The 25,240-nt window shown below is 30.1% G+C and carries 27 protein-coding genes, 2 tRNA genes and 1 pseudogene; 18 read left to right on the forward strand and 12 right to left on the reverse strand.

Features of this window, described 5'->3' with window-relative positions; genetic code table 11:
- The first annotated feature begins 149 nt into the window (after nt 1–149).
- The 3 genes and pseudogenes from FBE96_RS02825 to FBE96_RS02835 all read left to right on the forward strand — a co-directional run bounded on the left by FBE96_RS02825 (nt 150) and on the right by FBE96_RS02835 (nt 3,252).
- Nucleotides 150–1,307 (forward strand): hypothetical protein, encoded by a 1,158-nt coding sequence (locus tag FBE96_RS02825; protein WP_145599576.1) that lies wholly within the window; start codon nt 150–152, stop codon nt 1,305–1,307.
- 8 nt (nt 1,308–1,315) lie between these two features.
- Nucleotides 1,316–2,383, forward strand: a pseudogene (locus FBE96_RS02830) (HP0729 family protein).
- Nucleotides 2,380–3,252 (forward strand): YafY family protein, encoded by an 873-nt coding sequence (locus tag FBE96_RS02835; RefSeq protein ID WP_002868084.1) that lies wholly within the window; start codon nt 2,380–2,382, stop codon nt 3,250–3,252. Before FBE96_RS02830 ends, FBE96_RS02835 begins: the two are co-directional and overlap by 4 nt.
- A gap of 21 nt (nt 3,253–3,273) precedes the next feature.
- On the opposite strand, the gene FBE96_RS02840 is transcribed toward FBE96_RS02835, so the two are convergent.
- A tRNA-Met gene (locus FBE96_RS02840) sits at nt 3,274–3,349 on the reverse strand.
- Between the two features lie 34 nt (nt 3,350–3,383).
- Nucleotides 3,384–3,458 (reverse strand) — tRNA-Gln (locus tag FBE96_RS02845).
- Between the two features lie 92 nt (nt 3,459–3,550).
- Between FBE96_RS02845 and FBE96_RS02850 the strand changes: the two genes are divergently transcribed.
- The 5 genes from FBE96_RS02850 to lpxD are packed head-to-tail and all read left to right on the forward strand — an operon-like array spanning nt 3,551 to nt 8,157.
- Nucleotides 3,551–4,570, forward strand: a complete 1,020-nt coding sequence (locus tag FBE96_RS02850; protein WP_002852104.1) for a bifunctional 3,4-dihydroxy-2-butanone 4-phosphate synthase/GTP cyclohydrolase II — start codon at nt 3,551–3,553, stop codon at nt 4,568–4,570.
- Between the two features lie 11 nt (nt 4,571–4,581).
- The gene (locus FBE96_RS02855; protein ID WP_002852081.1) at nt 4,582–5,025 is read left to right on the forward strand and encodes a GatB/YqeY domain-containing protein; all 444 of its coding nucleotides are present in this window, start codon (nt 4,582–4,584) and stop codon (nt 5,023–5,025) included.
- Nucleotides 5,026–5,042: 17 nt separating this feature from the next.
- A complete protein-coding gene (locus FBE96_RS02860; protein WP_002872018.1) occupies nt 5,043–6,743 on the forward strand; it encodes an acetolactate synthase large subunit in 1,701 nt (566 codons plus the stop codon).
- Nucleotides 6,740–7,204 carry an acetolactate synthase small subunit gene (gene ilvN / locus FBE96_RS02865; RefSeq protein ID WP_002852211.1) on the forward strand — a complete coding sequence of 155 codons (465 nt, stop codon included), beginning with the start codon at nt 6,740–6,742 and terminating at the stop codon, nt 7,202–7,204. The genes FBE96_RS02860 and ilvN overlap by 4 nt, the downstream gene beginning before the upstream one ends.
- Nucleotides 7,201–8,157 (forward strand): UDP-3-O-(3-hydroxymyristoyl)glucosamine N-acyltransferase, encoded by a 957-nt coding sequence (lpxD, locus tag FBE96_RS02870; protein ID WP_002872019.1) that lies wholly within the window; start codon nt 7,201–7,203, stop codon nt 8,155–8,157. The genes ilvN and lpxD overlap by 4 nt, the downstream gene beginning before the upstream one ends.
- Here the strand turns inward: lpxD and FBE96_RS02875 are convergent.
- From FBE96_RS02875 to hemW, 5 genes are all read right to left on the reverse strand, one after another.
- The gene (locus FBE96_RS02875; RefSeq protein WP_002905709.1) at nt 8,144–9,805 is read right to left on the reverse strand and encodes a hypothetical protein; all 1,662 of its coding nucleotides are present in this window, start codon (nt 9,803–9,805) and stop codon (nt 8,144–8,146) included. The two genes, lpxD and FBE96_RS02875, sit on opposite strands and share 14 nt — an antisense overlap.
- A gap of 211 nt (nt 9,806–10,016) precedes the next feature.
- The gene (gene queA, locus FBE96_RS02880) at nt 10,017–11,045 is read right to left on the reverse strand and encodes a tRNA preQ1(34) S-adenosylmethionine ribosyltransferase-isomerase QueA (protein WP_002872022.1); all 1,029 of its coding nucleotides are present in this window, start codon (nt 11,043–11,045) and stop codon (nt 10,017–10,019) included.
- Nucleotides 11,038–11,775, reverse strand: a complete 738-nt coding sequence (tatC, locus tag FBE96_RS02885; RefSeq protein ID WP_002872023.1) for a twin-arginine translocase subunit TatC — start codon at nt 11,773–11,775, stop codon at nt 11,038–11,040. The genes queA and tatC overlap by 8 nt, the downstream gene beginning before the upstream one ends.
- Nucleotides 11,768–12,184, reverse strand: a complete 417-nt coding sequence (gene tatB, locus FBE96_RS02890) for a Sec-independent protein translocase protein TatB (protein WP_002872024.1) — start codon at nt 12,182–12,184, stop codon at nt 11,768–11,770. Before tatB ends, tatC begins: the two co-directional genes overlap by 8 nt.
- Nucleotides 12,185–12,241: 57 nt before the next feature.
- On the reverse strand, nt 12,242–13,309 hold the full coding sequence (hemW, locus tag FBE96_RS02895) for a radical SAM family heme chaperone HemW (RefSeq protein WP_002872025.1): 1,068 nt from the start codon (nt 13,307–13,309) through the stop codon (nt 12,242–12,244).
- A 100-nt stretch (nt 13,310–13,409) separates the two neighbouring features.
- Between hemW and FBE96_RS02900 the strand changes: the two genes are divergently transcribed.
- The 10 genes from FBE96_RS02900 to cmoA are packed head-to-tail and all read left to right on the forward strand — an operon-like array spanning nt 13,410 to nt 22,574.
- Entirely contained in the window at nt 13,410–13,880 is a 471-nt protein-coding gene (locus tag FBE96_RS02900; RefSeq protein WP_014516726.1) for an RNA pyrophosphohydrolase, read from the forward strand.
- 1 nt (nt 13,881) lies between these two features.
- Entirely contained in the window at nt 13,882–15,084 is a 1,203-nt protein-coding gene (locus FBE96_RS02905; RefSeq protein WP_002852266.1) for an aspartate kinase, read from the forward strand.
- Nucleotides 15,085–15,621 carry a HobA family DNA replication regulator gene (locus FBE96_RS02910; RefSeq protein ID WP_002852154.1) on the forward strand — a complete coding sequence of 179 codons (537 nt, stop codon included), beginning with the start codon at nt 15,085–15,087 and terminating at the stop codon, nt 15,619–15,621.
- A gap of 5 nt (nt 15,622–15,626) precedes the next feature.
- On the forward strand, nt 15,627–16,226 hold the full coding sequence (locus FBE96_RS02915) for a DNA polymerase III subunit delta' (protein WP_002852167.1): 600 nt from the start codon (nt 15,627–15,629) through the stop codon (nt 16,224–16,226).
- Between the two features lies 1 nt (nt 16,227).
- On the forward strand, nt 16,228–17,370 hold the full coding sequence (folP, locus tag FBE96_RS02920) for a dihydropteroate synthase (protein ID WP_002858587.1): 1,143 nt from the start codon (nt 16,228–16,230) through the stop codon (nt 17,368–17,370).
- Nucleotides 17,371–19,314 carry an NAD-dependent DNA ligase LigA gene (gene ligA / locus FBE96_RS02925; RefSeq protein WP_002852062.1) on the forward strand — a complete coding sequence of 648 codons (1,944 nt, stop codon included), beginning with the start codon at nt 17,371–17,373 and terminating at the stop codon, nt 19,312–19,314.
- Nucleotides 19,295–20,299, forward strand: coding sequence for a membrane protein (locus FBE96_RS02930; RefSeq protein ID WP_002852264.1), 1,005 nt, complete (start codon nt 19,295–19,297; stop codon nt 20,297–20,299). The genes ligA and FBE96_RS02930 overlap by 20 nt, the downstream gene beginning before the upstream one ends.
- Complete coding sequence (locus FBE96_RS02935; RefSeq protein ID WP_002852328.1) at nt 20,296–21,057, forward strand: TlyA family RNA methyltransferase; 762 nt, start codon at nt 20,296–20,298, stop codon at nt 21,055–21,057. The genes FBE96_RS02930 and FBE96_RS02935 overlap by 4 nt, the downstream gene beginning before the upstream one ends.
- Nucleotides 21,023–21,877: a bifunctional riboflavin kinase/FAD synthetase gene (locus FBE96_RS02940; protein WP_002872056.1), complete on the forward strand. Its 855-nt coding sequence runs from the start codon at nt 21,023–21,025 to the stop codon at nt 21,875–21,877. Before FBE96_RS02935 ends, FBE96_RS02940 begins: the two co-directional genes overlap by 35 nt.
- Nucleotides 21,864–22,574 (forward strand): carboxy-S-adenosyl-L-methionine synthase CmoA, encoded by a 711-nt coding sequence (gene cmoA / locus FBE96_RS02945; protein ID WP_079254426.1) that lies wholly within the window; start codon nt 21,864–21,866, stop codon nt 22,572–22,574. The genes FBE96_RS02940 and cmoA overlap by 14 nt, the downstream gene beginning before the upstream one ends.
- On the opposite strand, the gene FBE96_RS02950 is transcribed toward cmoA, so the two are convergent.
- Genes FBE96_RS02950 through nth form a run of 5 tightly spaced genes read right to left on the reverse strand, consistent with a single transcriptional unit; the run spans nt 22,564 to nt 25,190 of the window.
- Complete coding sequence (locus FBE96_RS02950; protein ID WP_002859102.1) at nt 22,564–22,785, reverse strand: EexN family lipoprotein; 222 nt, start codon at nt 22,783–22,785, stop codon at nt 22,564–22,566. The genes cmoA and FBE96_RS02950 overlap by 11 nt on opposite strands.
- Nucleotides 22,782–23,216, reverse strand: a complete 435-nt coding sequence (locus tag FBE96_RS02955) for an EexN family lipoprotein (RefSeq protein ID WP_002868091.1) — start codon at nt 23,214–23,216, stop codon at nt 22,782–22,784. The genes FBE96_RS02950 and FBE96_RS02955 overlap by 4 nt, the downstream gene beginning before the upstream one ends.
- Before the next feature lie 57 nt (nt 23,217–23,273).
- On the reverse strand, nt 23,274–23,906 hold the full coding sequence (locus FBE96_RS02960; RefSeq protein WP_002874216.1) for a trimeric intracellular cation channel family protein: 633 nt from the start codon (nt 23,904–23,906) through the stop codon (nt 23,274–23,276).
- Nucleotides 23,907–23,916: 10 nt separating this feature from the next.
- Nucleotides 23,917–24,567, reverse strand: a complete 651-nt coding sequence (locus FBE96_RS02965) for a DNA/RNA non-specific endonuclease (RefSeq protein WP_145599577.1) — start codon at nt 24,565–24,567, stop codon at nt 23,917–23,919.
- Nucleotides 24,564–25,190, reverse strand: a complete 627-nt coding sequence (gene nth, locus FBE96_RS02970; protein WP_002852225.1) for an endonuclease III — start codon at nt 25,188–25,190, stop codon at nt 24,564–24,566. The genes FBE96_RS02965 and nth overlap by 4 nt, the downstream gene beginning before the upstream one ends.
- Nucleotides 25,191–25,240: the final 50 nt, after the last annotated feature.

Genomic DNA, 25,240 nt, shown 5'->3' on the forward strand with positions numbered 1-25,240 from the left:
TTGAGCAATATAGAATATAAGGAAAATCAATCAATCGATTCATTGGAAAATTTTTTTAACACTTATAGCAATTGGGAAACATATTGTCAAAAAATTGAAAAATATTTAAACTGAAAAAAATAAACTCAAATGAAGATTCTTTAAAATTTTTGATCACTTATTCAAATTTATCAGATGTTAAAAAAAGAATTGAAGATGAATTTACCCATAGAAATGTAGAGTGCGATAAGTATGATTATTTAATAGCAATAACATGTGGAGCAATAGCTGGCATTATGGACATTTTTTTAGTTGGAAATCCTAAAGATAGCTATCTAGGAAAAAAGGTAGATAAGACGGTAGAAAAAATGACTCAAAAATTTGCACAATTATGTGGTTGGGATAAGCAAAAAGCATTAGACAAAAACAAAGATTTAACTAAAAGTGCTATAGCGTTTTTGGAAAACAAATTTAAAATTAATTATGATCAAACTACTACAAATGGAAGAAATGGAACAAATGGAAAAGTAGATAATTTAAGTATGAAAAATCATCATTTAAAAAGCATAGGTCACTCTCCAGATATTTTCGGGTTATTTGTATCTATAGTAAATCAATTTACCAATACTTCAACTTTTGTCAGCAACGGAAAAATCATAACCATAGATACAAATACTTTTGAATTACAAGGGGGAAATTTTATTGCTAAAATATTTTGTGGATTTTTTAATTGGTTTGGACATTTAGCATCTGATTGGTGTGGATCTAGTGGAGGCAAGGAAAGAGGTGCAGGCATTCCTATGCCTTTTTATAATTTATTTTTACTTTGTGATTTTGGAAATTTTGGACAACATAGACAAACACTAGCACAAATTGCAACCCAAGTTTTTGAACAAGGATATGATCTTAGGCATGGAGTTACTATGTCTATTCCTGTTATGATTAATGAAATGCTAATTCGTTTTATGTATATAATAAAAGCTAAATTTTACCACAAAAAAGAATGGAAAGAATGTATACCAAAAGATGACATACCTGAATTAAATAAAATGCTTTTAATAGGATCTGGTACTTTTTTATTAATTGATACTGGTGGTGCATGGATAAAAAGTAAAAATCCTATAACAAATCCGGTAGTTTTCCTTTCTGAAATCAATTTAATTAATGTTATAAGATTTAGCACTTTAATTCTTAAAGAAATTTATATATTATATAATAATGGAAAAATAGATAATAAAAAATTAGAAAAATATCTAGATGACACTTGTAAAATTTTATTAATTGAAGCTCATAATAAATCTAAGCTTTTTAAAGAAATCCTAAAATAAGGCAAAGCATGAACCACCTTTTAATCCTTTATAATCCCTACTATCAAGAAGATGTCATCAAGCAACATTTAAGCATTTTACAAGAAAAATCCCAAGTTGCCTTTGGCAAAATCAAATCAAAACTCAACGATCAAGAAAAGCAAAGTTCCTTAGAAGAAATTTACCAAAGTACAAATGAAGAAAATTTCTTGCAACTCTTTTTAAGCGATTATGCTAATTTATTTGTCGCTAAGGTGGTAAAAATTTCTAAAAATGTTGATGAAAGTTTGATTCCTAGTTATTATAAAGAAAAAAATTTAGAAGTGGAAGACTTTTTTATTATTAGTGATTTAAGAGAATTGGTCAGGGAAGATTTTAGTCGTTTAAGAGATAAATTTTTAGCCAATTTCATCACACCAAACGATCACACCTATGCTATCTATGGCAATAATTACACCTATCCTTTGCCTGTGAGATTAAAAGAAGAGTGTTCTTATTTTTTAGGAGATGAAAAGCATTATCTAAGTGTGTATAAAAGCAAAGAATACCTAGCCATGTAAGAAAATTTCATACGCTTTGTTTTTGGCAAAAGGATTTTTTATCTCTTACACTCTGATAGCATAAGCAATATCATTCATGCAGAATTAGAGCTTTTGCAAAGCGAAAACGATCTTTTAAATGATTTTACAAGTATTATAGTCAAATACTCTAAAACCTTAGAATATGAAATTTACGCTTTTGCCAAAAAAGTTCTTTTAAAAGCTTGTATGAAAGATCCTAGCCTTTATGATTTAGCTTATAATGTCCAAGGCAAATCTTTTATACTTAAAGATTTTTTTACCCAAAAACCCAATCTTGGAAGTATTAAATTTCTACTCAGACATGAAAATATCCAATGTCATTTAGGAAAAAGTTTAACTCAATTTATCAATTATCCTTTTTCAAAAAGTCTTACTATCATTCAAGAAATCCGTAATGAAGCCGTTCATGCGAAAGCCCCAAGTTTAAATGAAGTCAAAAAACTTAGAAATGAAATTTTAGGCATAGAAGGCGTAAGTTTGTTAAAAAGCATTTTAACTCACAAGGAAATTTCATGAAAGAATACGACAAATTAAGTATACGCTTGGTGCAGATTTTATCAAAATTTAACAATGGAGAAAGTCTAAGCGCCCAAGAGCTTGCACAAGAGTTTAATGTCGATACAAGAACCATACAAAGGGATCTTAACGAAAGACTTGCTTTTATGCCTATTAAAAAAGAAAATGGAAGATATGTTTTAGAAAGCTTTGCTTTGGGAAAATTAAGCTTTAAAGATATACAAAATTTCGCCACCTTAAGTGGCATTGCTGAGCTTTATCCAAAACTCGATCAAGGCTTTATAGTTGATCTTTTAAGCCATAGGGTAAATAAAGTTTTGATGGTAAAAAATGAAGGTTTTCAAAAGGTGGATTATGAGCTTTTTAAAGATCTTAGTGTGGCTATACTCAAACACAATGTATTAAATTTTTTCTATAAGGACAAAGAACGCCAAATCAAACCTTACAAACTCGTAAATTACAAGGGAATTTGGTATCTTTTAGGAGATGAAAACGATAAATTAAAACATTTTAATTTAGATAAAATTTCAAAACTTCACACTAAAAATGAAAATTTTATCCCCGATGAAAAACTTGAGGAACAAATCCAAAATGATCCTAATATCTGGCTTGGAGAAAGCAAAGAAGTGATTTTAAAGCTTGATAAAAATGCTAAGGAATATTTTTTTAGAAAAGAAATACTAAGCAATTATCAAATCATTGATAAAGATGAAACAAGCTATACTTTAAGCACTCAAGTTTCCTATGAAGATGAAATTTTACATTTGGTTAAACAGTGGATTCCTTATATAAAAATTCTAGCTCCTATAGAACTGAAAATACGGCTAGAAGATATTTTAAAAAGTTATTTAAACAATCTATCTAAATAAAATTTATTTTAAATCCTTAACTGGTTGCGAAGGGGAGATTTGAACTCCCGACCTTCGGGTTATGAGCCCGACGAGCTAACCACTGCTCTACTTCGCGGCATATAAGATCTTTGAAATATAAAATTAAGAAGTGGATGGGGTAAAGGGATTCGAACCCCTGAATGACAGGACCAAAACCTGTTGCCTTACCGCTTGGCGATACCCCAATAAATATTTTTTAAAAGTGTGATTATAATGAATTTTAATTTATTTGTCAAGCAATTTAAGTTATAATTTTAAAAATTTTAAGGAAATAAAAATGAAATTTGTTAGCGTAGAACAAGCGATTAAGGATTTACAAGCAGGAAAAATGCTTGTTATGGTAGATGCAGAAGATAGAGAAAATGAAGGCGATTTAATCTTTCCTGCGCAATTTAGCACTCAAGAAAAAGTAAATTTCATGATAAAAGAAGCTCGTGGTGTGGTTTGTGTAGCCTTAGATGAAACTTTGGCAAAAAAATTTGAACTTCCTTTAATGGTGCCTAAAAATACTTCAAACCACGAAACTGCTTTTACTATAACCGTAGATGCAAAAGATGCTACAACGGGAGTTAGCGCCTATGAAAGAAATATGACTATACAAATTTTTGCCGATGATAATGCTAAAGCGAGTGATTTTGTAAGACCAGGACATATCAATCCTTTAATCGCAAAAAAAGGTGGGGTTTTAGAACGCACAGGTCATACAGAAGGCACGGTTGATCTTTGTAAATTAGCAGGATTAAAAGGTGCTTGTGTGATTTGTGAAATTGTAAAAGATAATGGAGATATGGCAAGAAGAGAAGATCTAGAAATTTTTTGCCAAAAACATGATTTAAATATGATAGCCGTAAGCGATCTTATAGAATATCGCCTAAAACATGAAAGCCTTATTAAGCTTGAAGAAAAAAGTCAAAGTGTTTTAGCAGGCTTTAAAGCAGAAAAATTTATCTTTAGTGATCATAATCAAACCCAACACATAGCTTTTTGCTTTAAAGATATCAAAAAATGTGAAAATGTTAAATTTCATATCAGTGGTAGTGATTTTGAGCTTTTAACTTCAGATAAATTTTCAAAACTTTTAGAGCAAATCAAATTTCTTAGTGAAAATGGTGGCGTTATAGTTTTCATGCAAGGAGAAAAATCCAGTACTACTCAATACAAAAACTATGGTATAGGAGCACAGATTTTAAGATATTTTGGTATAGAAGAAATTAAACTTTTATCTCAAAGTTGTGATAAAGACTATATAGGTTTAGAAGGTTTTGGTTTAAATCTTAAAGCTTGTAATTTTAACTAAAAAGGAAAAAAATGACTTTAAAAGAACAAATTTTAAACGATATCAAAGAGGCAATGAAACAAAAAGATGATTTTAAAAGAGATAGTTTAAGAACTCTAAATGCAGCTTTTAAGCAAATAGAAGTGGATGAAAGAATAGAGTTGGATAATGAAAGAATTTATAAAATCATTGCAAGTGAAATCAAAAAACGCAAAGACGCAATCGAACTTTATCTTAAGGCAAATCGTGAAGATTTAGCACAAAAAGAACAAAATGAAATAAGTCTTTTTGAAATTTATCTGCCTAAACAACTAAGTGATGAGGAGTTAACTTTAGCCTTAAAACAACTTATAGAAGAATTGGGCGTAAGTTCACTAAAAGAACAAGGTTTGGTAATGAAAGAAGCTAAAATAAAATTAGGTGCGAGTGTTGATGGCAAAAGACTTAATTTAGCACTTAAAGAGCTTTTACAATAATTTTTTGGAGTGTTATTATGAAAGAGTTAAGCGGTTCGGCAATGATTTGCGAGGCTTTAAAAGAAGAAAATGTTAAAATTGTTTTTGGTTATCCTGGAGGCGCTGCGCTTAATATTTATGATGAAATTTACAATCAAAAGTATTTTAAACATATTTTAGTGCGTCATGAACAAGCGGCTTTGCATGCTGCTGATGCTTACGCAAGAATGAGCGGAGAAGTGGGCGTAGCTATAGTTACAAGCGGACCAGGTTTTACAAATACTATTACAGGTCTAGCTACGGCTTATAGCGATTCTATCCCTTTGGTGTTGATTTCAGGGCAGGTGGCAAATTCTCTTATTGGTACAGATGCTTTTCAAGAAATTGATGCAGTAGGCATTTCAAGACCTTGTGTAAAGCATAATTATTTAGTTACTTGTATAGAAGAGTTTCCACGCATTTTAAAAGAGGCTTTTTATATAGCAAGAAGTGGTAGACCTGGGCCTGTGCATATAGATGTGCCAAAAGACGTAAGTGCAACTTTGGGACTTTGGGAATACTCTAAAGAAATTTCCATGAAGACTTATAAGCCCGTTTATAAGGGTAACTCAAAGCAAATTAAAAAATTTGCAGAGCTTTTAAAAGAAGCAAAAAGACCTTTGTTTTACTTAGGTGGAGGTTGCATCAGTTCTAATGCAAGCGAGCAAATCAGAGAGCTTATAAAATTTACAAAAATTCCAGCAGTTGAAACTTTGATGGCGCTTGGAACTTTAAGAAGTGATGATGTTTTTAATCTTAAAATGGCAGGCATGCATGGAAGCTATGCTGCTAATATGGCTTTAAGTGAGTGTGATTTGCTTGTGAGTGTAGGAGCGAGATTTGATGATAGGATTACAGGAAAAACAAGTGAATTTGCTAAACATGCGACTATAGTTCATGTTGATATTGATCCTAGTTCTATTTCAAAGATTATCAATGCGCATTATCCTATAGTAGGAGATATTAAAGAAGTTCTTAAAGAGCTTTTAGAAGAGCTTAAAAAGGAAAATTTCAACACAACTTTTAAAGAATGGCATGAAACTTTAAAGCGTTATAATGAACTTTATCCGCTTTCTTATGAAGATAGCAATGAGATTTTAAAACCGCAATGGGTGATTGAAGAATGTGCGAAAATGGCTCCAGATGCAAGGATTATTACCGATGTGGGTCAGCATCAAATGTGGGTAGCGCAGTTTTATCCTTTTAATTATCCAAGACAACTTGCAACAAGTGGAGGGCAAGGAACTATGGGATATTCTTTACCTGCTGCTTTGGGTGCAAAGCTTGCTGTGGGTGAAGAAGTGGTGATTAATTTCGTAGGTGATGGATCGGTTTTAATGAATATCCAAGAGCTTATGACTGCTTATGAGTATGGTATAAAAGCTATAAATATTATTTTAAATAATGCCTTTTTAGGTATGGTAAGACAATGGCAAAGTATGTTTTATAAAGAGCATTTTTCACAAACTGATTTAAGCACTCAGCCTGATTTTATCAAAATTGCTCAAGGTTTTGGCTGTGAAGGTTATGAAATTTCAAGCAAAGAAGAATTCATTCAAGCTTTTAGCCAAGCTTTAAAAAGTGATAAAACCTCTCTTTTAAATGTAAAAATTGATCGCTTTGAAGATGTTTTACCTATGGTGCCTGCAGGAGGTGCGATTTATAATATGATTTTACCAAAGGCAAAGGATAGACAATGAGAAGGGTTTTATCGGTAATTGTTTTAAATGAGCATGGGGTTTTATCTCGTATAGTAGGACTTTTTTCAGGAAGAGGTTATAATATTGACTCGCTTACAGTAGCACCTTTGGAAAATAAAGAATTTTCTCGTATTAATATAGTCACTTCAGGAAATGAAAGAACTTTTGAGCAGATAGTCAAACAACTTCATAAGCTCATTCCTACTTATAAAGTGATAGAAAGTGAAGAATTTATTGACAAAGAAATGGCTTTGGTGAAAATTCCTTTAAATGAAAATTTAGGTGGACTTGATGCCGTTTTGAAAGCTTATAATGGTACTATTGCGAATAGCAATGAGAATTTTTTGTTTTTAATGGTTGCTGATGATGCAAATCGCATTGATAATTTTTTAAAAACAATTAAAAAATACAATCCTAGTGATATAGTTCGCAGTGGATCTGTTTTGATGGAGATTAAATGAAATTAAGTGAAATAGCAGAATTTTTAAGCTTGGAATATAAAGGAGAGGATATAGAAATCAGTGCTTTAAATTCTTTATTGAAAGCAAATTTTACAGAGCTTACTTATTGTGAGGGTGAGAAAAATACCAAAGATATACCTCACACAGGAGCTGCTGCTATTTTAGTATCTAAAGAATATGAAAATTTAGTACCTAAAGATACTAAAGCTTTGATTACTCAAAGTCCACATTTGAGTTTTGCTTTTTTAAGCAAGCTTTTTGCTAAACCTTTGATAAGCACAGCTAAAGAAAAAGTACAAAATATCGCAAAAAGCGCAAGAATCATGCCTAATGTTTATATAGGTGATAATGTAAATATCGGTGAAAATGTAATCATTATGGCAGGAGCTTATATAGGCGATAATGTCAGCATTGGTGATGAGAGTATTATCCATCCTAATGTAGTGATTTATAATGACACTAAAATCGGTAAAAAATGTCATTTGCTTGCTAATTGTGTAATAGGAAGCGATGGCTTTGGTTATGCGCACAATAAAAACGGCGAACATTATAAAATTTATCATAATGGCAATGTGATTTTAGAAGATTTTGTAGAAGTGGGGGCTTGTACAACTATAGATAGAGCAGTTTTTGATAGTACTATTATCAAAGCAGGTACTAAGGTAGATAATCTGGTTCAAATCGGACATAATTGCAATATAGGTCAAAATTGTATCATTGTGGCACAAACTGGAATTTCAGGTTCAAGTGAGTTAGGACGCAATGTTATTATGGGTGGTCAAAGTGCAACGAGTGGACATTTAAAAATAGGTGATTTTAGCACCATAGCTGCAAGAGGCGGTGTGAGTAAAAATTTAGAAGGTGGGCGTGTTTATGGTGGTTTTCCTATCATGCTTCAAAAAGATTGGCTAAAACTTCAAGCTAAGATTGCTATGAAGTTTAAGAAGGACTAGCTTTAAATTCTTTTTTTAGTCTTCTTACTTCAAAATAAAATTGTATATAGCCTCCCTTATACCAAGCTTTATTTGCTTGCATAAAAGCTAGTCCTAATTTATAAGTGAGGCTTTGTTTTTCTTTTAATGCTTCTTTATAATCTGGGTAATCTTCAAGCTTAGGAAGTTGGATTTTAGGATATTCTTTATGGGCGATTGTAAGGGCTATGAGGAGAAAAGGCATTTTAATATAGCCTAAAAGACTTTTTGAATTTTTTATCATGCAAGAGCCAAGTTTATAGGCAAGGTGATTGTGCATCCTGGCCTTGGCTGAATTAGCTTCTATAAGGGTGATTTTTGGCATAAAAAAATCAAGTTTTTTGCCTAATTTTTTAGCTAAAATTTCATTGCTTAATTTTTTTGAAATAAGCTCTTGTTCTAAATTTTCAAGTTCGAGTTTTTCTTTTTTGAAATGATGAGTATTGAGAGTATTTTGTAAAGTTTCGTTTTGCTTATTTAGTGTGTTAATCTTGGTATGAAGATGTGTAATTTGCTCTTGCAAAGGTTTTTGTTTGACACTATCCATTCTTTGACAATACTCTTCAATCAATTCTTTATAAAGCTCAAAAGGTGGAAGTATGTAGGTAAAATCATAAGTAATATCAATATTTTCTTTAGTTTCCAAACTTTGCAAGTCTATGTTTTTTTCGTAAAAATTCTCATCAGGCTTGACTAAGAAAAAATGAGCCAAACCTATATGGCTGATATTGTTTAAAATTTCAACATTTTTGTGTAGCCATATGCTACCTTCACTAAGTGCTTCATTGGTCTTATTAAAATATAAAAAACTTTCTTCATCAATAATGAAAAATTCCTCTAAAGTATGCAAATGATAGAAGTTTGAAGCTATACCTTTGATGATTTTTTGCTTTGTATTTTTTAGAATAAAGCTTGCGATATTATAGGGTTTAACTTCAAAAAAATTACAAATATAAATTCCTAAAATACCATATCCTGAGTAAGAATTTTGGAATTTTAAAACATTTTTTTCATCCAGTTTGTATATTTGTTCGTTTAGTAAAGAATTTTTAAGTTCCTTGCAGGATAAATTTTGATTAAAAAGTTCTTTAGGGGATTTTACAAGAAAATGGGGCATTTTAAAATGGGTTTGTAGATGTTTTTTGAAGATATGAAGATTGGCTATGATTTTTTCGCCAGTAATTCTCATTATAGAAGAAAGTTGATGAAAACAGTCTGTGGTAACAAAAAAGGGATTAAGTCCTTTTTCATTATAATATCTTTGCATGTCAATGCAATTAAAATTATATTGCTTGATTTTTTCTCTATTAAAATTATCAATGATTTTTATGTGTTTAGCCGTGTTTTCACTAGGCTCTAAGGGTAGGATGAGAAAAATTACTTTTGTATTTAAATTAGCCAGAGCCTTACATAAAAGCTCGAAATTTCTAGCCAAGATTTGAAAACAAAGCCCACTTCTAGCGAACATATCGTATTCATTGATATTAGTTTCTATAAGAATAGCTTCGGCATTTTTGAAAAGTTCTTGATTTTTAGGATGAGTGAGTTCGTAAAGTTTTTGAAGTCCATCACAGCCACCTAGGGCAAGATTATGAAATTCTAATCCCCCCCCCCCATTTTTCAATGCCATCTTTTAAGCCTTTTTGTAAGCCAATGTGAATGAGAGAATTGCTTCCACCAAGCAAAATGATATTTTTCATATTTAAATCCTTAAAATATAAAATAAAAGAGTGATTATATCAAAAAAAATAAAATTAGAAGGGTTTTTAAATCTAAAAAGCTAGAGTTGAAAAAGAGAGTTAAAGTTAAAAAGGTGGTATTTTTTGGCGGGGAGCTGACATTTATAAAATCAGCATCGCATCGCCATAAGAGTAAAAGCGATATTTTTCTTTTATGGCGAGTTCATAAAGTTTTAAACACTGTTCTCTACCGATAAAAGCTGAAACTAGCATGATAAGAGTAGATTTTGGTAAATGAAAATTGGTTAAAAGATGATTTTGTCTTATAGGTGGATTTTGCGGGTGTAAAAAAAGATCACAAAAACCATTTTTTGTTTTAGTTCTTGCATAATATTCTATGGTTCTTGTTACCGTTGTTCCTACGCCTAAAATAGCTTGTTTAGAATCTATAATTTCACATGCTCTCTTAGGAATATTAAAAAATTCGCTATGCATTTTATGCTCTTGTATATTTTCGCATTCCACGCTTTTAAAGGTTCCAGCTCCTACATGTAAGGTTAAATGATAAATTTCGTGTTTTTTTCTTAAATTTTCAAGCATAGTCTCACTAAAATGTAAACTTGCAGTCGGAGCAGCCACTGCGCCTAAATTTTTTGCAAAGATACTTTGATAATCTTTTAAATCGCTTTTTTCATCCTCTCTTTTAATATAAGGAGGCAAGGGTATATGTCCTATTTTGTCAAGTAGGTTGTAAAGATTTGAGGTGTCTAAGGTTTTATCATTTTGAAAAAATTGAACTTTTCGAAGACCATCATTTAAAAGTTCTACAACGCGCGCTTTTAAATCCTCTTTAAAATATAAGATTTCATCTTTTTTAACACGCCCTTTAATTTGAGCTAGAAAAAGTGGATTGTGAGAATTTAAAAAAGGTTGATGTAAGAAAAGCTCTATTTTTCCTCCACTTGCTTTATTACCATAAATTCTTGCTTTAATAACTTTGGTATCATTGAAAAAAATCGCGCAGTTGGGTAAAAAGTCTTGTAAATTTTTAAAAGTAGTATGAAAAATTTCTTTGTTTTTGCGATCAAAAACCAAAAGCCTAGCATCTTCTTTTGGATTTGTAGGATAGTTGGCTATGAGTTCATTAGCTAGAGTGTAATTATAGCTTGAAAGAAGTAAGTCTTTATTCATCACTTTCTTTATCTTTTGGGGCAGGATTTACCTTTTGAACAATTAAAATAGAAAGTCCATAAAGTCCGCAAAGTGGTCCTGCCATTAAAAATTGAGATAAAACATCAGGTGGAGTCATAAAGGCTGAAAAAACAAAAATAACTAAAACAGCTATGCGAAAATGGCGTTTTAAAAAACTATCATCTATAAGTCCGATTTTAGCAAAGAAAAAGGCAATTACAGGCATTTCAAAAGCTAAGCCAAAAGCCACAACAACTTTCGTAAAAAAATCTACATAAGTTCCTATGGTAATCACAGGATTAAAATCTTCATTTAAACCAAAATTAATTAAAAATTTAAAAGCCAAAGGCACTACAACAAAATAGCAAAAACAAGCCCCCAAGGCAAACATAATGCTTGCAAAGCTAACAAAAGGCACCACAAGGCGTTTTTCATTATCATAAAGTCCTGGAGCTACAAATTTCCAAAATTGCCAAAAAATTACAGGTAGAGAAAAGATAAAGGCTGCAAAAAAACTAACCTTCATTGCGGTAAATAAGGCTTCTTGTACTTCAATTACATTCACATGTTTGGCTACTTCGGGTAAAACAGCTATAAGTGGAGCTTTTAAAATATCTAAGATATAGCTTCGTAGAGCAAAACATACAATAAACATAACTACAATGCAAGCAACGCTTATAAAAAGGCGTTTTCTAAGTTCTATTAAATGAGGTTTTAATTCTTCAAACATTTATTTTTCCGTTTTTATCTTGTGTTTCTAATTTGCTAAGATTTGGTTTTTCTTCTGTATTTAAATTTTGTCCGCTAAGGTTATTTTTTACTTTATCATCTCTGCTATCAAAGGTTAAATCTACCTTTGTTTTATCTAAAATATCTCTCTTAAGGTCATCAAATTCTTCAAAGCTGAGTTTTTTGCGTATATTTTCATTAGTGCTTGAAAATTCATCTTTGTATTTCTTAGCTTCTTCTTTTAAGTCATTGATGCGTATTTCTTTTTCTATGCTTGATTTTGCATCATCTATGTTGCGTTTTACAGCCTTTAGAATTTTTGCTATTTGTACTATAGCTTCTGGAAGTTTATCAGGTCCTAAGACTAAAATCGCTATAACTAAAATAACTATAATTTCACCAAAACTCATTAATCATTACTCTTTGATTTGATATTTTAATAAATATTTTACTTAAAAAACTTAAATTTAAGATGAGAGATATAAAGCAAGTTCATCGCTAATGAGAAAATTAGGATTAAAATATCTTTTATTTTTGTAAAAAAGTTTTTTTTCTTTTAATAATATATTTATTTTGTTTTTTTGCCATTGATTGAGTTTTGTTTCATCAATCCCTACTATACTTCTAAGTCCTAAAAATAGGTGCTCTAAATTCAAGTCTTTGGAACTTAGTTGCTCTATAGATCTAAAAGTAGGATTTTCTATGTAATTTTTTAAATTTTTTGCTGTATAAAAACGCTTATTTTCATAAAATCCTACTGCACTTAATCCACAAGCTAGGTAGTTTTTTCCTTGCCAATAAGCAAGATTATGTTTGCAAATTTGGGCTTTGGTTTTTGAAAAATTACTGATTTCATATTGAAAAAAGTCAAGCTCTAGAAGTTGTTTGATGAAAAATTTCATTAAATTAGGAGCATTTTTTTTGAAATGTTCTTTTTTAGCAAAGGCTGTGTTTGATTCTATGGTTAAATTATAAGCACTAAGGTGTGTGATTAAATCCTTGATTTGTTTTAAGTGTAAGAGTTCAAATTCAAGCATTTTTTTATTGTCTAATTTCGTATCATAAATAAGATCTAAATTGATATTTTTAAAACCTACTTTATTTGCGTTTTCTAATGTTTTGATAATCATTTCTTGATTGTGAATTCTTCCAAGAAAGTGAAGTTTTTTAGGATGAAAACTTTGAACTCCAAAAGAAATGCGATTAACTCCTAGATTTTTCATATTTTTAAGCCAATTTAATGTTGCTGAGTTGGGATTAGCTTCGCATGAAATTTCTACATTTTTATCTAGTAAGGGATATAAAATTTTAAAAATATCTTCATAATTATACGCATTAACACAACTTGGTGTTCCTCCGCCTATGAATAAGGTTTTAATTTGATTTGATTGAATGTTAAATTGTTTTAATTGAAAAACAATATCTTCTTTTAAAGCCTTAAAATAGGCTTTTTCATAATCATTTTTTTTCAAACTTGTAAAAGCGCAATAATTACATTTGCTTTCACAAAATGGAATATGGATATAAAAATGCATAAAAACCCTAAAATATTTTATTAAATTTTTAATGTATTTTAATAAAAATTTGATTTGATTTAGGTTAAAATTATATCCTTGAGATTTAAGGAACAATATTGTGGAAAACGAGAAAAATTATAGACCAAATGTTGCAGCTATTGTTTTATCAAGTTCTTATCCTTTTGAGTGTAAGATTTTTATAGCTAGAAGAAGTGATATGGATAATATTTGGCAATTTCCACAAGGAGGTATTGATAAAGGTGAAAGTGTCAAAAACGCTTTATTTAGAGAACTAAAAGAAGAAATAGGCACTGATGAGGTTGAAATCATTGCCGAGTATCCAGAATGGTTGAGTTATGATTTTCCGAGTAAAATTGTTAAAAAAATGTATCCTTATGATGGGCAGATTCAAAAATATTTTTTAGTGCGTTTAAAACACGGTGTTACAATCAATATTAATACCAAGCATCCCGAATTTGATGATTATCAATTTGTGAGTGTTAAACAAATTTTTGAAATGATTAATCATTTCAAAAAAAATATTTATGTTAAAGTGATCAAATATTTTGAAAAGAAAGGTTATATCTAAAATGCTTATAGTTCAAAAATATGGTGGAACAAGCGTTGGAACACTTGAGCGTATCGAAGCAGTAGCCAATAGGGTTATCCAAAGTGCGCAACAGGGTAATCAACTTGTTGTTGTAGTATCTGCAATGAGTGGGGTGACAAATACTCTTATTGAGCAAGCTGAATATTTTAGTAAAACTCCTAATGGTAAAGATATGGATATGCTTTTAAGCAGCGGAGAGCGTGTAACAAGCGCTTTACTTTCTATCGCTTTAAATGAAAAGGGTTGTCCTGCTATATCATTTTCTGGGAGAAAAGCAGGAATTATTACAGATAGTGTTTTTACAAAGGCAAGAATTCATCATATTGATACAAAAGCGATAAAATCAGAACTTCAAAATGGTAAAATAGTCGTTATAGCAGGTTTTCAAGGTGTAGATGAGGAAGGTAATGTAACTACCTTAGGGCGTGGTGGAAGCGATTTAAGTGCTGTGGCGGTAGCAGGTGCTTTAAATGCGGATTTGTGTGAAATTTATACTGATGTTGATGGGGTTTATACAACAGATCCAAGAATTGAACCAAAGGCAAAGAAATTGGATAAAATTTCTTATGAAGAAATGCTTGAACTTGCAAGTTTAGGTGCAAAAGTTTTGCAAAATCGCTCTGTAGAACTTGCAAAAAAATTAAATGTTAATTTAGTAACTAGAAGTAGTTTTAACAATAACGAAGGAACAATGATAACAAAGGAAGATGGAATGGAACAAGCTTTAGTAAGTGGTATTGCTTTGGATAAAAATCAAGCAAGAGTGACTTTAAGAAATATAGAAGATAAGCCTGGAATCGCAGCTGAAATTTTTTCTGTTTTAGCAAATGAAAATATTAATGTAGATATGATTATACAAAATGTTGGAGTTGATGGTGCTACAAATTTGGGTTTTACGGTTCCTCAAAATGAACTTGAATTAGCCAAAAATGCTATGCAAAAAATTTTAAGCTCAAAAACAACTATAGAAAGTGATAGTGCTGTAGTAAAAGTTTCTATAGTCGGCGTAGGTATGAAATCACATTCAGGAGTGGCAAGTAAAGCTTTTAAAGCTTTAGCTGATGAGGGGATTAATATCGGTATGATTTCTACTAGTGAAATAAAAATTTCAATGATAGTTCATGAAAAATACGGAGAACTTGCAGTTAGAGCACTACATGAGTGCTACGGACTTGATAAATAAATGAGTGATTTTTTAAGTTTTACTCTTGAAAATATTCGCAATGGCGGAGCTTTTATGGCATGGTTGGAGTCGCGTCGTTTAGAATGGGCTCCTTTGATGGCTGCAAGACTTAAATATCTTTTAGAAGGACGCACTTTTGTATTAATGTGTGATGAACAAAGATCTTGGTATGAAGAGTATTTTTTAAAAAATATAAATTCAAAAGCCACTCGTCCCATGCTCCCTTTTGTGTCGTTAAATTCTTTATGTAAGAAGAAAGTACAAAGTTCAGAAGATATAGCTTTACTTAATGACTTGCTTGACATTTCTTTTCCTAATGGTTATGTATATTTTTATATAGGAAGTGCTTCTGATAATAAATCTTTAATCGCTAAATCAAGAGATGATAGTTTATTGTGGCTTTTTGATGAGCAGTTACAAGATAGTTTTTATTTAAATTCTAAAGATAAAGACTTGGATATCAAGCTTATTAGTTTATATCAACTTTTTGATGTAAGTTTGGATGCAATATTATTTTCCAAGGTGCAATTAGGATAAATATTTTGTTTATTAGTAAGATTATTATCAGTGAAGATTTTTTAGGTATTAAGGAAGAAATGATTAATAATTTTGGTATTAAAAAATTAAGATTTTTTATACCACAAAATGAATTTTTACTTGATGATGCAAGAGCGGTTGAAAAAGAAAGCTATATCGCAGAAACTGAAGAAAAAATTATTGTTTTAATGGCGGATTCTTATAGGATAGAAGCGCAAAATTTTTTACTTAAACTCCTTGAAGAACCTCCAAAAAATATTAAATTTCTTATTGTGATACCTTCTAAAAATTTACTTTTACCTACTATAAAATCACGTCTTATTTGTGAAAAAAGAAAAGTTGAAAAGGAAGTTAAAAAACTTGATTTAGATCTTAAAAGAATGGATTTAAGAATGCTTTTTGATTTTTTGCAAAAAAATGAAAATTTGGATAAAAATGAACTTATGGATCAAATCGCATTGCTTGCTAAAGAATGTGTGAAATATAAAGATTTTAACGCTGAAGAATTAGAGTTTTTTTATGAAAGTTATGAGCTTGCAAAATTAAATTCTAAAAGCGGGGTGCTTTTAGCTACTCTTTTATTAAATTACTATACAAAGAAATAAAATGAAATTTTTTAAAATCAATCCAAACACCGATTTTAATTTGCTTTGTTCTTTCATAAACCCTCATAAAATGGGACAAAAGATCATGAGTGAAAAAACAAAAATTCATTTTATTTTTATCAAAGATATTTCTACTCCTGCGGCAAATATTTTAAAACAAGATGCTTTAAGAGTAGGAGCTGAACTTATTACTCATAAAGAAGTAATTACTGCAAAAATCACTCATTCAAATGCGCTTTTAATGGCAAGTAAAGAGCAAATTCAAAAGCTTGTTGTCAAAGAAAAACTTCAAGATTTTGGACTTAAAAATTTGGCTCTTTTTTTGCAAAAAGATTTTTTAAAACCGAAAAAAGCCGAGCTTATGGCAGTGATTAATGTCAATGAAGACAGTTTTAATGCAAAAAGTCGTGTGAGTGAAGAAGACTTTGAAAAAAGGCTTAATGACTTTCTTGCTTTAAAGCCTGAATATATCGATATAGGTGCGGTAAGTTCAAGACCTGGGAGTGAGTATTGTGGCAAGGAAGAGGAATTTAAAAGACTGAAAAAAGTACTTGACTTAATTTATGAGAAAAATTATTACGAACAAGCAATTTTTAGTTTAGATAGTTTTGATGAATATTGTCTAGAATATGCTTTAAATAAGGGTTTTAAACTCATTAATGATATTACAAGTTTAAGAAATCTTAATCTAGCCAAACTTGCAAGTAAATATGGGGCAAAATATTGCTTAATGCACATGCAAAACAATCCAAATAACATGCAAGATAATCCTTTTTATGAAGATTTGCTTGATGAGATGACTTTGTTTTTTAAAGAAAAACTTGAGCTTTTAGAAAGTTTTGGAGTAAAAGAAAGTATTTTAGATGTAGGTATTGGTTTTGGAAAGAGTGCGGGGCATAATATGATTTTAATCAAACACTTAGAACATTTTTTGCAATTTAATAAACCTTTACTTATAGGTGCGAGTCGTAAAAGTGTGATTAATGCGTATTTTCAAAGCGAGATTAAAGATCGTTTAGCGGGAACTTTATATTTGCATTTAAAGGCTTTTGAAAATGGTGCTAGTATTATAAGAGTGCATGATTTATATGAGCATAAACAACTTTTTGCTTTAGCGCAGGCAATGGATAATATAGGAGTTTAGATGAAAAAAGAAGAGTATTTAGAAAAAGTTGCTTTAGCTAATTTGTGGATGAGGGCATATTATGAAAAAGATGAACCCTTGGCTAGCGATGAAGAATACGATGCTTTAATCAGAGAATTAAGAGTTTTTGAAGAACAAAATAAAGATGAAATTTCAAAAGACTCTCCAACGCAAAAAATAGCTCCTACTATACAAAGTGAGTTTAAAAAAATAGCTCATTTAAAGCGTATGTGGTCGATGGAAGATGTGTTTGATGAGAGTGAGCTTAGAGCTTGGGCAAAACGCGCAAAATGTGAAAAAAACTTTTTTATAGAGCCTAAATTTGATGGAGCGAGTTTAAATTTGCTTTATGAAAATGGTAAATTAGTAAGCGGCGCCACTAGGGGCGATGGCGAAGTGGGTGAGGATATAACGCTTAATGTTTTTGAGATAGAAAATATACCTAAAAATATAGCCTATAAAGAAAGGATAGAAATTCGTGGAGAAGTGGTGATTTTAAAAGATGATTTTGAGAAAATCAACGAAAAAAGAGCCCTTTTAAATCAAAGTTTATTTGCCAATCCACGCAATGCTGCAAGTGGGAGTTTAAGGCAGCTTGATACAAGCATCACTAAAGAAAGAAATTTGAAATTTTATCCTTGGGGAGTAGGGGAAAATACCTTAAATTTCACCAAACACAGCGAGGTGATGCAATTTATCAGAGAGCTTGGTTTTTTAAAGGATGATTTTGTAAGACTTTGCGCTAATTTAGACGAAGTTTTAAAAGCTTATGATGAGCTTTTAGCTCTAAGAGAAAAAAAACCTATGATGATGGATGGAATGGTGGTAAGAGTTGATGATCTTGCACTTTGTGAAGAATTAGGCTATACGGTAAAATTTCCAAAATTTATGGCAGCTTTTAAATTTCCTGCGCTTGAAAAAACCACGCGTTTAATAGGGGTAAATTTACAAGTAGGAAGAAGTGGAGTGATCACTCCTGTGGCAGTTTTAGAACCTGTAAATTTAGATGGGGTTGTAGTAAAATCAGCCACCCTTCATAATTTTGATGAAATTGCAAGACTTGATGTTAAAATCAATGATTTTGTAAGCGTGATAAGAAGTGGCGATGTTATCCCTAAAATCACTAAGGTTTTTAAAGAGCGTAGAGAAGGTTTAGAGATGGAAATTTCACGCCCTAAGCTTTGTCCTACTTGCCAAAGTGAGCTTTTGGATGAAGGAACTTTAATAAAATGTCAAAATATAGATTGTGAAGATAGACTTGTAAATTCTATCATTCATTTTGTTTCTAAAAAATGTCTTAATATCGACGGACTTGGAGAAAATATAGTAGAACTTTTATACAAGCACAAAAAAATCACTACGCTTGAGAGTATTTTTCATTTAAAATTTAATGATTTTGAAGGTTTGGAAGGCTTTAAAGAAAAGAAAATTAACAATCTTTTAAATGCCATAGAACAAGCAAGAGAATGTGAGCTTTTTCGTTTTATCACAGCTTTAGGAATAGAGCATATTGGCGAGGTTGCGGCTAAAAAATTAAGTTTAAGTTTTGGTAAAGAGTGGTACAAGCAAAGCTTTGAAGCTTATGCCAATTTAGAAGGTTTTGGAGAGCAAATGGCTTTAAGTCTTTGCGAATTTACGCGTGTTAATCGCACAAGAATTGATGAGTTTTACAAGCTTTTAAATTTGAAAATAGAAAAACTTGAAATCAAAAGCGATGGTGTGATTTTTGGTAAAACTTTTGTGATTACAGGCACTCTTTCACGCCCAAGAGATGAGTTTAAGGCTTTGATAGAAAAGCTTGGGGGTAAGGTAAGCGGCTCGGTTTCTAAAAAGACTGACTATGTGCTTTTTGGAGAAGAGGCAGGTTCTAAGCTTAGTAAGGCTAAAGAGCTTGAAGTAAAATGTATAGATGAAAGTGCTTTTAATGAGCTTGTTAAAGAATAGTTCTTATATTTTAACGCTTTTAAGCCTTTTTGGCTTTTTGCTAACTTGGCAAAGGAGTGCTTTTTCTTTATTTTTTTTAATTTCTATTTTTTTAACACTTTTTTGGGAATTCTTTTTATTTTTAAAGCTTAGAAAAAATATTATAAAAGAAGCTACTTTGATTAAGGGAAGTTTGTTTTATCGTGTTAGTATGGGGGATTTTTATCTTTATATTTTTAGTTTTTTCTTGGCGATTTTTGGACTTGTTTCTTTATTTTTAAATTTTTTAAATCTTGAAAAAATTGATTTTGTTTTTATATTTATAATTTTACCTTTATTGATGATATTTTTAAAAAAAGAATTGCATTTGCAATTTGTAGATAATGCTTATAATGATTTTAGAATAGTTGTTATCGCTAGTTTTTTTACTGCTTTATTTTATGCATTTTATGGGCTTTTTTTTACTTACAATGAACTTTTAAATTTAGAACTTTTTTCTAGGAAAATCATTGCCTATAAGAGTGCTTCTTTTGTTTATTTTGATTTTTTATCTGAATTTTTACATTTTGTTTCAAATTTAAAATTTTTTATTTTTTCTTATTTTGGATATTTGGGGTTTAGGGCTTTAAATTTTATTTTTGATTTTTTTAATTTTTTTATGTTTTGTTCTCTTTTGGCTTTTGTTTTTAATTTTGTTTTGAAAATAAAGATAAAAATAATTGTTTTATTTTTATGTTTTATCATGGTTTTAGGAAATTATTTTTTAAAAGAGCAAAGAAATAATGCCTTAAAATCCGAACAAGAGCAAATACTTTTATGGATGAATAATTTTAATTTTTTAAAAGATAATAACTTAAGTTTAATTCAAAAAGAAAAAGATCTTTTTGAAAAAGATCTTAAAGATCTTAGAGAAATTTTTAAAAAAAATGCTTTTGAAATAGGTATTTGGTGGTTTTCTAAAGAAAAAGAAGACTTAGAAAAAAGAATAAATGAGAGTTTAAAATGAGATTTGATTTTTTTGTTTCAAAGCGTTTAAATATCAGTAGAAATAAAGCCTTAGAGCTTATAGAAAATGAAGAGATTTTACTTAATGGTAAGAGTTTTAAAGCTTCTTTTGATGTGAAAAATTTTTTAGAAAATTTAAAAAAAACGCAAGATTTAAATCCTGAAGATATACTTTTAGCCAATGAGTTAAAATTGGATCTTTTAAGTGAAATTTATGTTTCAAGAGCAGCTTTGAAATTAAAAAAATTTTTAGAAGAAAATGATATTGAAATAAAACATAAAAATTGTCTTGATATAGGATCTAGTACGGGCGGTTTTGTTCAAATTTTACTTGAAAATCAGGCTTTAAAAATCACTGCTCTTGATGTGGGTAGTAATCAACTCCATCCAAGTTTAAGAGTAAATGAAAAAATTATCTTGCATGAAAATACAGATCTTAGAGCCTTTAAAAGTGAAGAAAAATTTGAACTTGTTACTTGTGATGTGAGTTTTATTTCTCTTATTAATTTACTTTATTATATTGATAATTTAGCTTTAAAGGAAATTATTTTACTTTTTAAACCTCAGTTTGAAGTGGGAAAAAATATCAAAAGAGATAAAAAAGGTGTTTTAAAAGATGATAAGGCAATCTTAAAGGCAAGAATGGATTTTGAAAAAGCATGTGCTAAATTGGGTTGGCTTTTAAAAAATACGCAAAAATCAAGCATTAAAGGAAAGGAAGGTAATGTTGAATATTTTTACTACTATATCAAAAATTAATATTACCTCTTTAGCCATAGGTTGTTTTGATGGTATGCATTTAGGACATCTAAAACTTGTAAAATGTTTAGATGAGAATGGGGCTTTATTAGTTATTAATAAATTTAAGGGTCAATTTCTTTGTTCAAATCGTCAAAAAGAAGAAATTTCAGGAAAAAAAGTTATAGAAGTGGATTTTGAAAGTATAAAATCTTTAGATGGTAGAGATTTTTTAAGCTTTTTGAAAAAAGAATTTGTCAATTTAAAATTTATAGTGGTGGGATATGATTTTTCTTTTGGGAAAAATAGAGCTTATAATGCTAAAGATATTGAGTCTTTAAGTGGGATAAAAACTATAATAGTTGATGAATTTAGCATAGACGGAATAGGTGTTCATGCAAGTTTAATTAAGGATTTTTTATCAAAAGCAAATTTGCAAAAAGCAAAAGAATTTTTAGGAAGAGATTATAGTATCAAAGGGAAGATGATTAAAGGACAAGGTTTGGGCTCTAAAGAACTTTTTGCGACTATAAATTTAGATTGTGAAGGTTATTTTTTACCTCAAAATGGTGTTTATGTTACTTTGTTAAAAAGTCAAAGAAAAACTTATAAAAGTGTGAGTTTTTTAGGTGTAAGATCAAGCGATGAAAATTTTGCTATAGAAAGTCATATTTTAGAAGAATTGGGTGAAAATTTCACGCAAGGAGAGTTTTTTGAACTCGAGTTTATATCTTTTCTAAGAGAGAATCAAAAATTTCAAGATCTAAAAAAACTTAAAAATCAAATTGCTAAAGACATAGAGCAAGCTATAGAATTATTAAGGAAAAATGATGAAAGATGAACTTTTTAAACAAAACCCTAAAAAACAATTTGAATTTGATAAAAGCGTGGCTAGTGTTTTTGACGATATGATCAATCGTTCTGTGCCATTTTATGGAGAAAATTTAGAACTTTGTGGCAATTTATTGGCTAAAATTTTACCTACAAATGCAAGTGTTTGTGATTTGGGCTGCTCAAGTGCTAATTTTTTGATTTTTTTGGCAAATCTAAGAAAGGATTTTAAACTTTTTGGCGTGGATAATTCTGCTTCTATGCTTGAAGTTGCAAAGTCAAAAGCTAAAGCTTATGGACTTGATATAAGTTTTTTTGAAGCTAATTTATGTGAATTTGATTTTTTTACTTGCGATGTTTTTGTAGCAAATTATACCATGCAGTTTATTCGCCCTCCTAAAAGACAAGAATTGCTTGATAAAATTTATAAAAATTTAAACTCTAAAGGCATTTTGATTATGAGTGAAAAAATCCTTTATGAAGATGCTTTTTTGTCTAAAAATATCATAGAACTTTATGCAGATTATAAAGAAAAACAAGGTTATTCTAAATTTGAAATTGCAGCTAAAAGAGAGGCTTTAGAAAATGTTTTAATTCCTTATAGTCAAAAAGAAAATTTAAATATGCTAGAAAAGGCAGGTTTTAAGAAAATAGAAAGTATTTTTAAATGGGCAAATTTTGAAACTTTCATAGCTTTTAAGGATTAGAAATATTTTCATCTTCCCATTCATCTTTTGGAAAACCTATCTTATATGCATTAACACAATCTTGACTAATGATAGCTTTGTGTCTGCATTCTAAACTTCTTTTTTTTGCTTCCTCGGGGTGATTTTGATAATATTCTACACTTTTGGTTTGTTCGCATGCTGCAAAAAATATACCAATAAGGCTTAAAAAAAGAGTTATTTTCATGGTCATTTTTCCTGTGTCATATTAACATCATCGCTAAAGATAGAACTTTGATTGTTTTCTGTTGTTTTGGAAGGATAAATTTCAGAAGGTGTTTCTGCTATAGGTGGTATTATAATACTTTCATTATTTTCTGAACTTTGGTTAATATCTTTTGTGGTTTTTTCTTTTTTTAAATCATTTTGTTTTAAAGCTTCTAATATTTGATTATCAGATTTTTTCGGTGTGTTTGGACTGTATTTACCCTCTTCATTTGTTGGTTTAACACCAACTTTTAATGCATTAATACAATCTTCGCTAAGAGTTCCGCTTTCTTTGCATTCTTTCACTTTTTCTTTTGCTTCGCTAGGAAGATTTTTGTAGTAATTTTCTGTTTTACTATCACAAGCTGTTATATTAATAACTATTAAAATTGCAAGTAAAATACTTAGTCTTCGCATTTATTAATCTCCTAAAATTTTTAATATCTTAGCAAACTTGTATAAAGCAACGATAAATTATTTTTCTTCATTGTAAGAAAAAATAGGTAAAGACCATTGATATTTGATAGCTAAAAGCCTTGCAAAAACTCCTATAAAAAGAGTTAAAAGTGTGCAAACTAGGGCATTAAGCTCAAGCCAAATTATTAGAGAATAATAGATTACTCCTGCAATTATGGCAATTCCTGCATAAATTTCTTTTTGAAACACCAAGGGGATTCTCATACATAAAATATCTCTTAAAATTCCACCAAAAACACCGGTAATTACAGCAGCAGCAACGGCTATGATAAAGCCATGGTTTTGATCTATGGCTATTTGAGCTCCAAGTATGCTAAAAACAACAAGTCCTATAGCATCAAGAGTTAGAAATAAAGTTTCAAGTTTGGTTACTACGCGCGGAATTTTTGTGGCTACAAGGGCGCAAAAACAGATTAAAATAATATATTCAGGATGTTTAACCCAAGTTAAAGGATAATGTCCTAAAAGCACATCTCTTATGCTTCCGCCTCCAATTGCTGTTACGAGAGCAATAAAAATAACTCCAAAAAGATCCATTTTGTGGCGTCCTGCAGCTAAAGCCCCTGTCATTCCTTCTGCGGAAATACCTATGATATAAAGAGTGGTTATCGTAAGAGCATTTATCTCCATAATTTATACCTTAAAATTTATCACAATTTATTTGATACTGTTTAATATTTTCATCATTTACTTCATGGTTTGGTACTTGATAGCATTCTTTAAATTTCGGAGTTTTAATAATTTTTACATAAAAACTTGGTATAGCAATACGGTTTTTAATGTATTGTGGTTCTTTATCGTAAAGTACTAAATTTAAAACTTCGATACTTTGAAATTTGAAAGCCAAATTTCTTTCTCTTTGCTCGATTTCATTCCAAATTTTATTATTTATTTGTGCAATTTGTGGGGTAATATTGCTCATTAAAAATACTGAATTTTGAGCAGCTTTACTAAAGCTAAAAGAAGCATTAGGCGCAGTGTGTCCTCGTGTGTAACCACTGTTTTTATAATCACTCCAAGTAGTGCGGTATTTTTTAGGTATATTTGTATCATCTTCAAAGCGAGGGCGTTTTTTGATTTGTTTATCTTTCAAATTTGAAGCCTCTACTTTATAAGCAACGGCTTTTGTGCCTTTGAATTTATAATCATAGCAATTTAGATAAAAAAACTTATCTAAGATTTGCGAGCAATTTATATTGTTAAAATAAGAAGAAAAATCAGCACTAGGCTTGTAAGGTTCTAAGGCAAAAATATTAAGAGATATAGTGAGTAAAAAGATGAAAATTTTCATTTAAGTTCCTTATCTTTACTTTTGCAAAGATGATTTAAAAAACATTCTTTACATAAAGGTTTTTTAGCTTTACAGGTGTAACGTCCAAAAAGAACCATGGCTTGATGAAGATAGTTAAGATTATCTTTAAATGTGCGTGTTAAATCTTCTTCTGTAGCTTCTGGAGTTTTTGCTTTGCTAAGTCCTAAGCGGTGAGAAACTCTAAAAACATGAGTATCTACAGCCATGAAATTTGCTCCGCACCATTCTATTAAAACTACATGAGCGGTTTTTTGTCCTACGCCTGCTAAGGATTTTAAATTTTGTTCATCAAGGGGAATTTCTCCGTCAAAATTTTCACAAACTGCTTTTGCCATTTTTATAAGATTTTGTGCTTTATTATTAAAAAATGAACAAGTTTGTATATAGGTTTTAAGACTTGATAAATTTGCATTTGCAAGGGATTTGATATCAGGATAAGCTTTAAAAAGATCAGGAGTGATGAGATTAACTCTTTTATCAGTGCATTGGGCTGAAAGCATTACGCAGACTAAAAGCTCATATAAATTTGAAAATTTAAGCTCTGTTACAGGCTTGTCAAAATGTTTTAAAAAAAGTTCTTTGATTTCTAAATTTCTTTTCATTTTTTAATTTTAGTTAATTAGCTTTAAACCAAGTTTAGATATAATTGATT

This window comes from Campylobacter sp. CFSAN093241, assembly GCF_012889595.1.
GTDB lineage: Bacteria > Campylobacterota > Campylobacteria > Campylobacterales > Campylobacteraceae > Campylobacter_D > Campylobacter_D jejuni.

Excerpts from the sequence above, each read along its gene's own strand:
- FBE96_RS02835 (WP_002868084.1), top strand. The coding sequence starts at position 2,380 with ATGAAAGAATACGACAAATTAAGTATACGCTTGGTGCAGATTTTATCA.
- FBE96_RS02850 (WP_002852104.1), top strand. The coding sequence starts at position 3,551 with ATGAAATTTGTTAGCGTAGAACAAGCGATTAAGGATTTACAAGCAGGA.
- FBE96_RS02855 (WP_002852081.1), top strand. The coding sequence starts at position 4,582 with ATGACTTTAAAAGAACAAATTTTAAACGATATCAAAGAGGCAATGAAA.
- FBE96_RS02860 (WP_002872018.1), top strand. The coding sequence starts at position 5,043 with ATGAAAGAGTTAAGCGGTTCGGCAATGATTTGCGAGGCTTTAAAAGAA.
- ilvN (WP_002852211.1), top strand. The coding sequence starts at position 6,740 with ATGAGAAGGGTTTTATCGGTAATTGTTTTAAATGAGCATGGGGTTTTA.
- lpxD (WP_002872019.1), top strand. The coding sequence starts at position 7,201 with ATGAAATTAAGTGAAATAGCAGAATTTTTAAGCTTGGAATATAAAGGA.
- FBE96_RS02875 (WP_002905709.1), bottom strand. The coding sequence starts at position 9,805 with ATGGCATTGAAAAATGGGGGGGGGGGATTAGAATTTCATAATCTTGCC.
- queA (WP_002872022.1), bottom strand. The coding sequence starts at position 11,045 with ATGAATAAAGACTTACTTCTTTCAAGCTATAATTACACTCTAGCTAAT.
- tatC (WP_002872023.1), bottom strand. The coding sequence starts at position 11,775 with ATGTTTGAAGAATTAAAACCTCATTTAATAGAACTTAGAAAACGCCTT.
- tatB (WP_002872024.1), bottom strand. The coding sequence starts at position 12,184 with ATGAGTTTTGGTGAAATTATAGTTATTTTAGTTATAGCGATTTTAGTC.
- hemW (WP_002872025.1), bottom strand. The coding sequence starts at position 13,309 with ATGCATTTTTATATCCATATTCCATTTTGTGAAAGCAAATGTAATTAT.
- FBE96_RS02905 (WP_002852266.1), top strand. The coding sequence starts at position 13,882 with ATGCTTATAGTTCAAAAATATGGTGGAACAAGCGTTGGAACACTTGAG.
- FBE96_RS02910 (WP_002852154.1), top strand. The coding sequence starts at position 15,085 with ATGAGTGATTTTTTAAGTTTTACTCTTGAAAATATTCGCAATGGCGGA.
- folP (WP_002858587.1), top strand. The coding sequence starts at position 16,228 with ATGAAATTTTTTAAAATCAATCCAAACACCGATTTTAATTTGCTTTGT.
- ligA (WP_002852062.1), top strand. The coding sequence starts at position 17,371 with ATGAAAAAAGAAGAGTATTTAGAAAAAGTTGCTTTAGCTAATTTGTGG.
- FBE96_RS02930 (WP_002852264.1), top strand. The coding sequence starts at position 19,295 with ATGAGCTTGTTAAAGAATAGTTCTTATATTTTAACGCTTTTAAGCCTT.
- FBE96_RS02935 (WP_002852328.1), top strand. The coding sequence starts at position 20,296 with ATGAGATTTGATTTTTTTGTTTCAAAGCGTTTAAATATCAGTAGAAAT.
- FBE96_RS02940 (WP_002872056.1), top strand. The coding sequence starts at position 21,023 with ATGTTGAATATTTTTACTACTATATCAAAAATTAATATTACCTCTTTA.
- cmoA (WP_079254426.1), top strand. The coding sequence starts at position 21,864 with ATGATGAAAGATGAACTTTTTAAACAAAACCCTAAAAAACAATTTGAA.
- FBE96_RS02950 (WP_002859102.1), bottom strand. The coding sequence starts at position 22,785 with ATGACCATGAAAATAACTCTTTTTTTAAGCCTTATTGGTATATTTTTT.
- FBE96_RS02955 (WP_002868091.1), bottom strand. The coding sequence starts at position 23,216 with ATGCGAAGACTAAGTATTTTACTTGCAATTTTAATAGTTATTAATATA.
- FBE96_RS02960 (WP_002874216.1), bottom strand. The coding sequence starts at position 23,906 with ATGGAGATAAATGCTCTTACGATAACCACTCTTTATATCATAGGTATT.
- FBE96_RS02965 (WP_145599577.1), bottom strand. The coding sequence starts at position 24,567 with ATGAAAATTTTCATCTTTTTACTCACTATATCTCTTAATATTTTTGCC.
- nth (WP_002852225.1), bottom strand. The coding sequence starts at position 25,190 with ATGAAAAGAAATTTAGAAATCAAAGAACTTTTTTTAAAACATTTTGAC.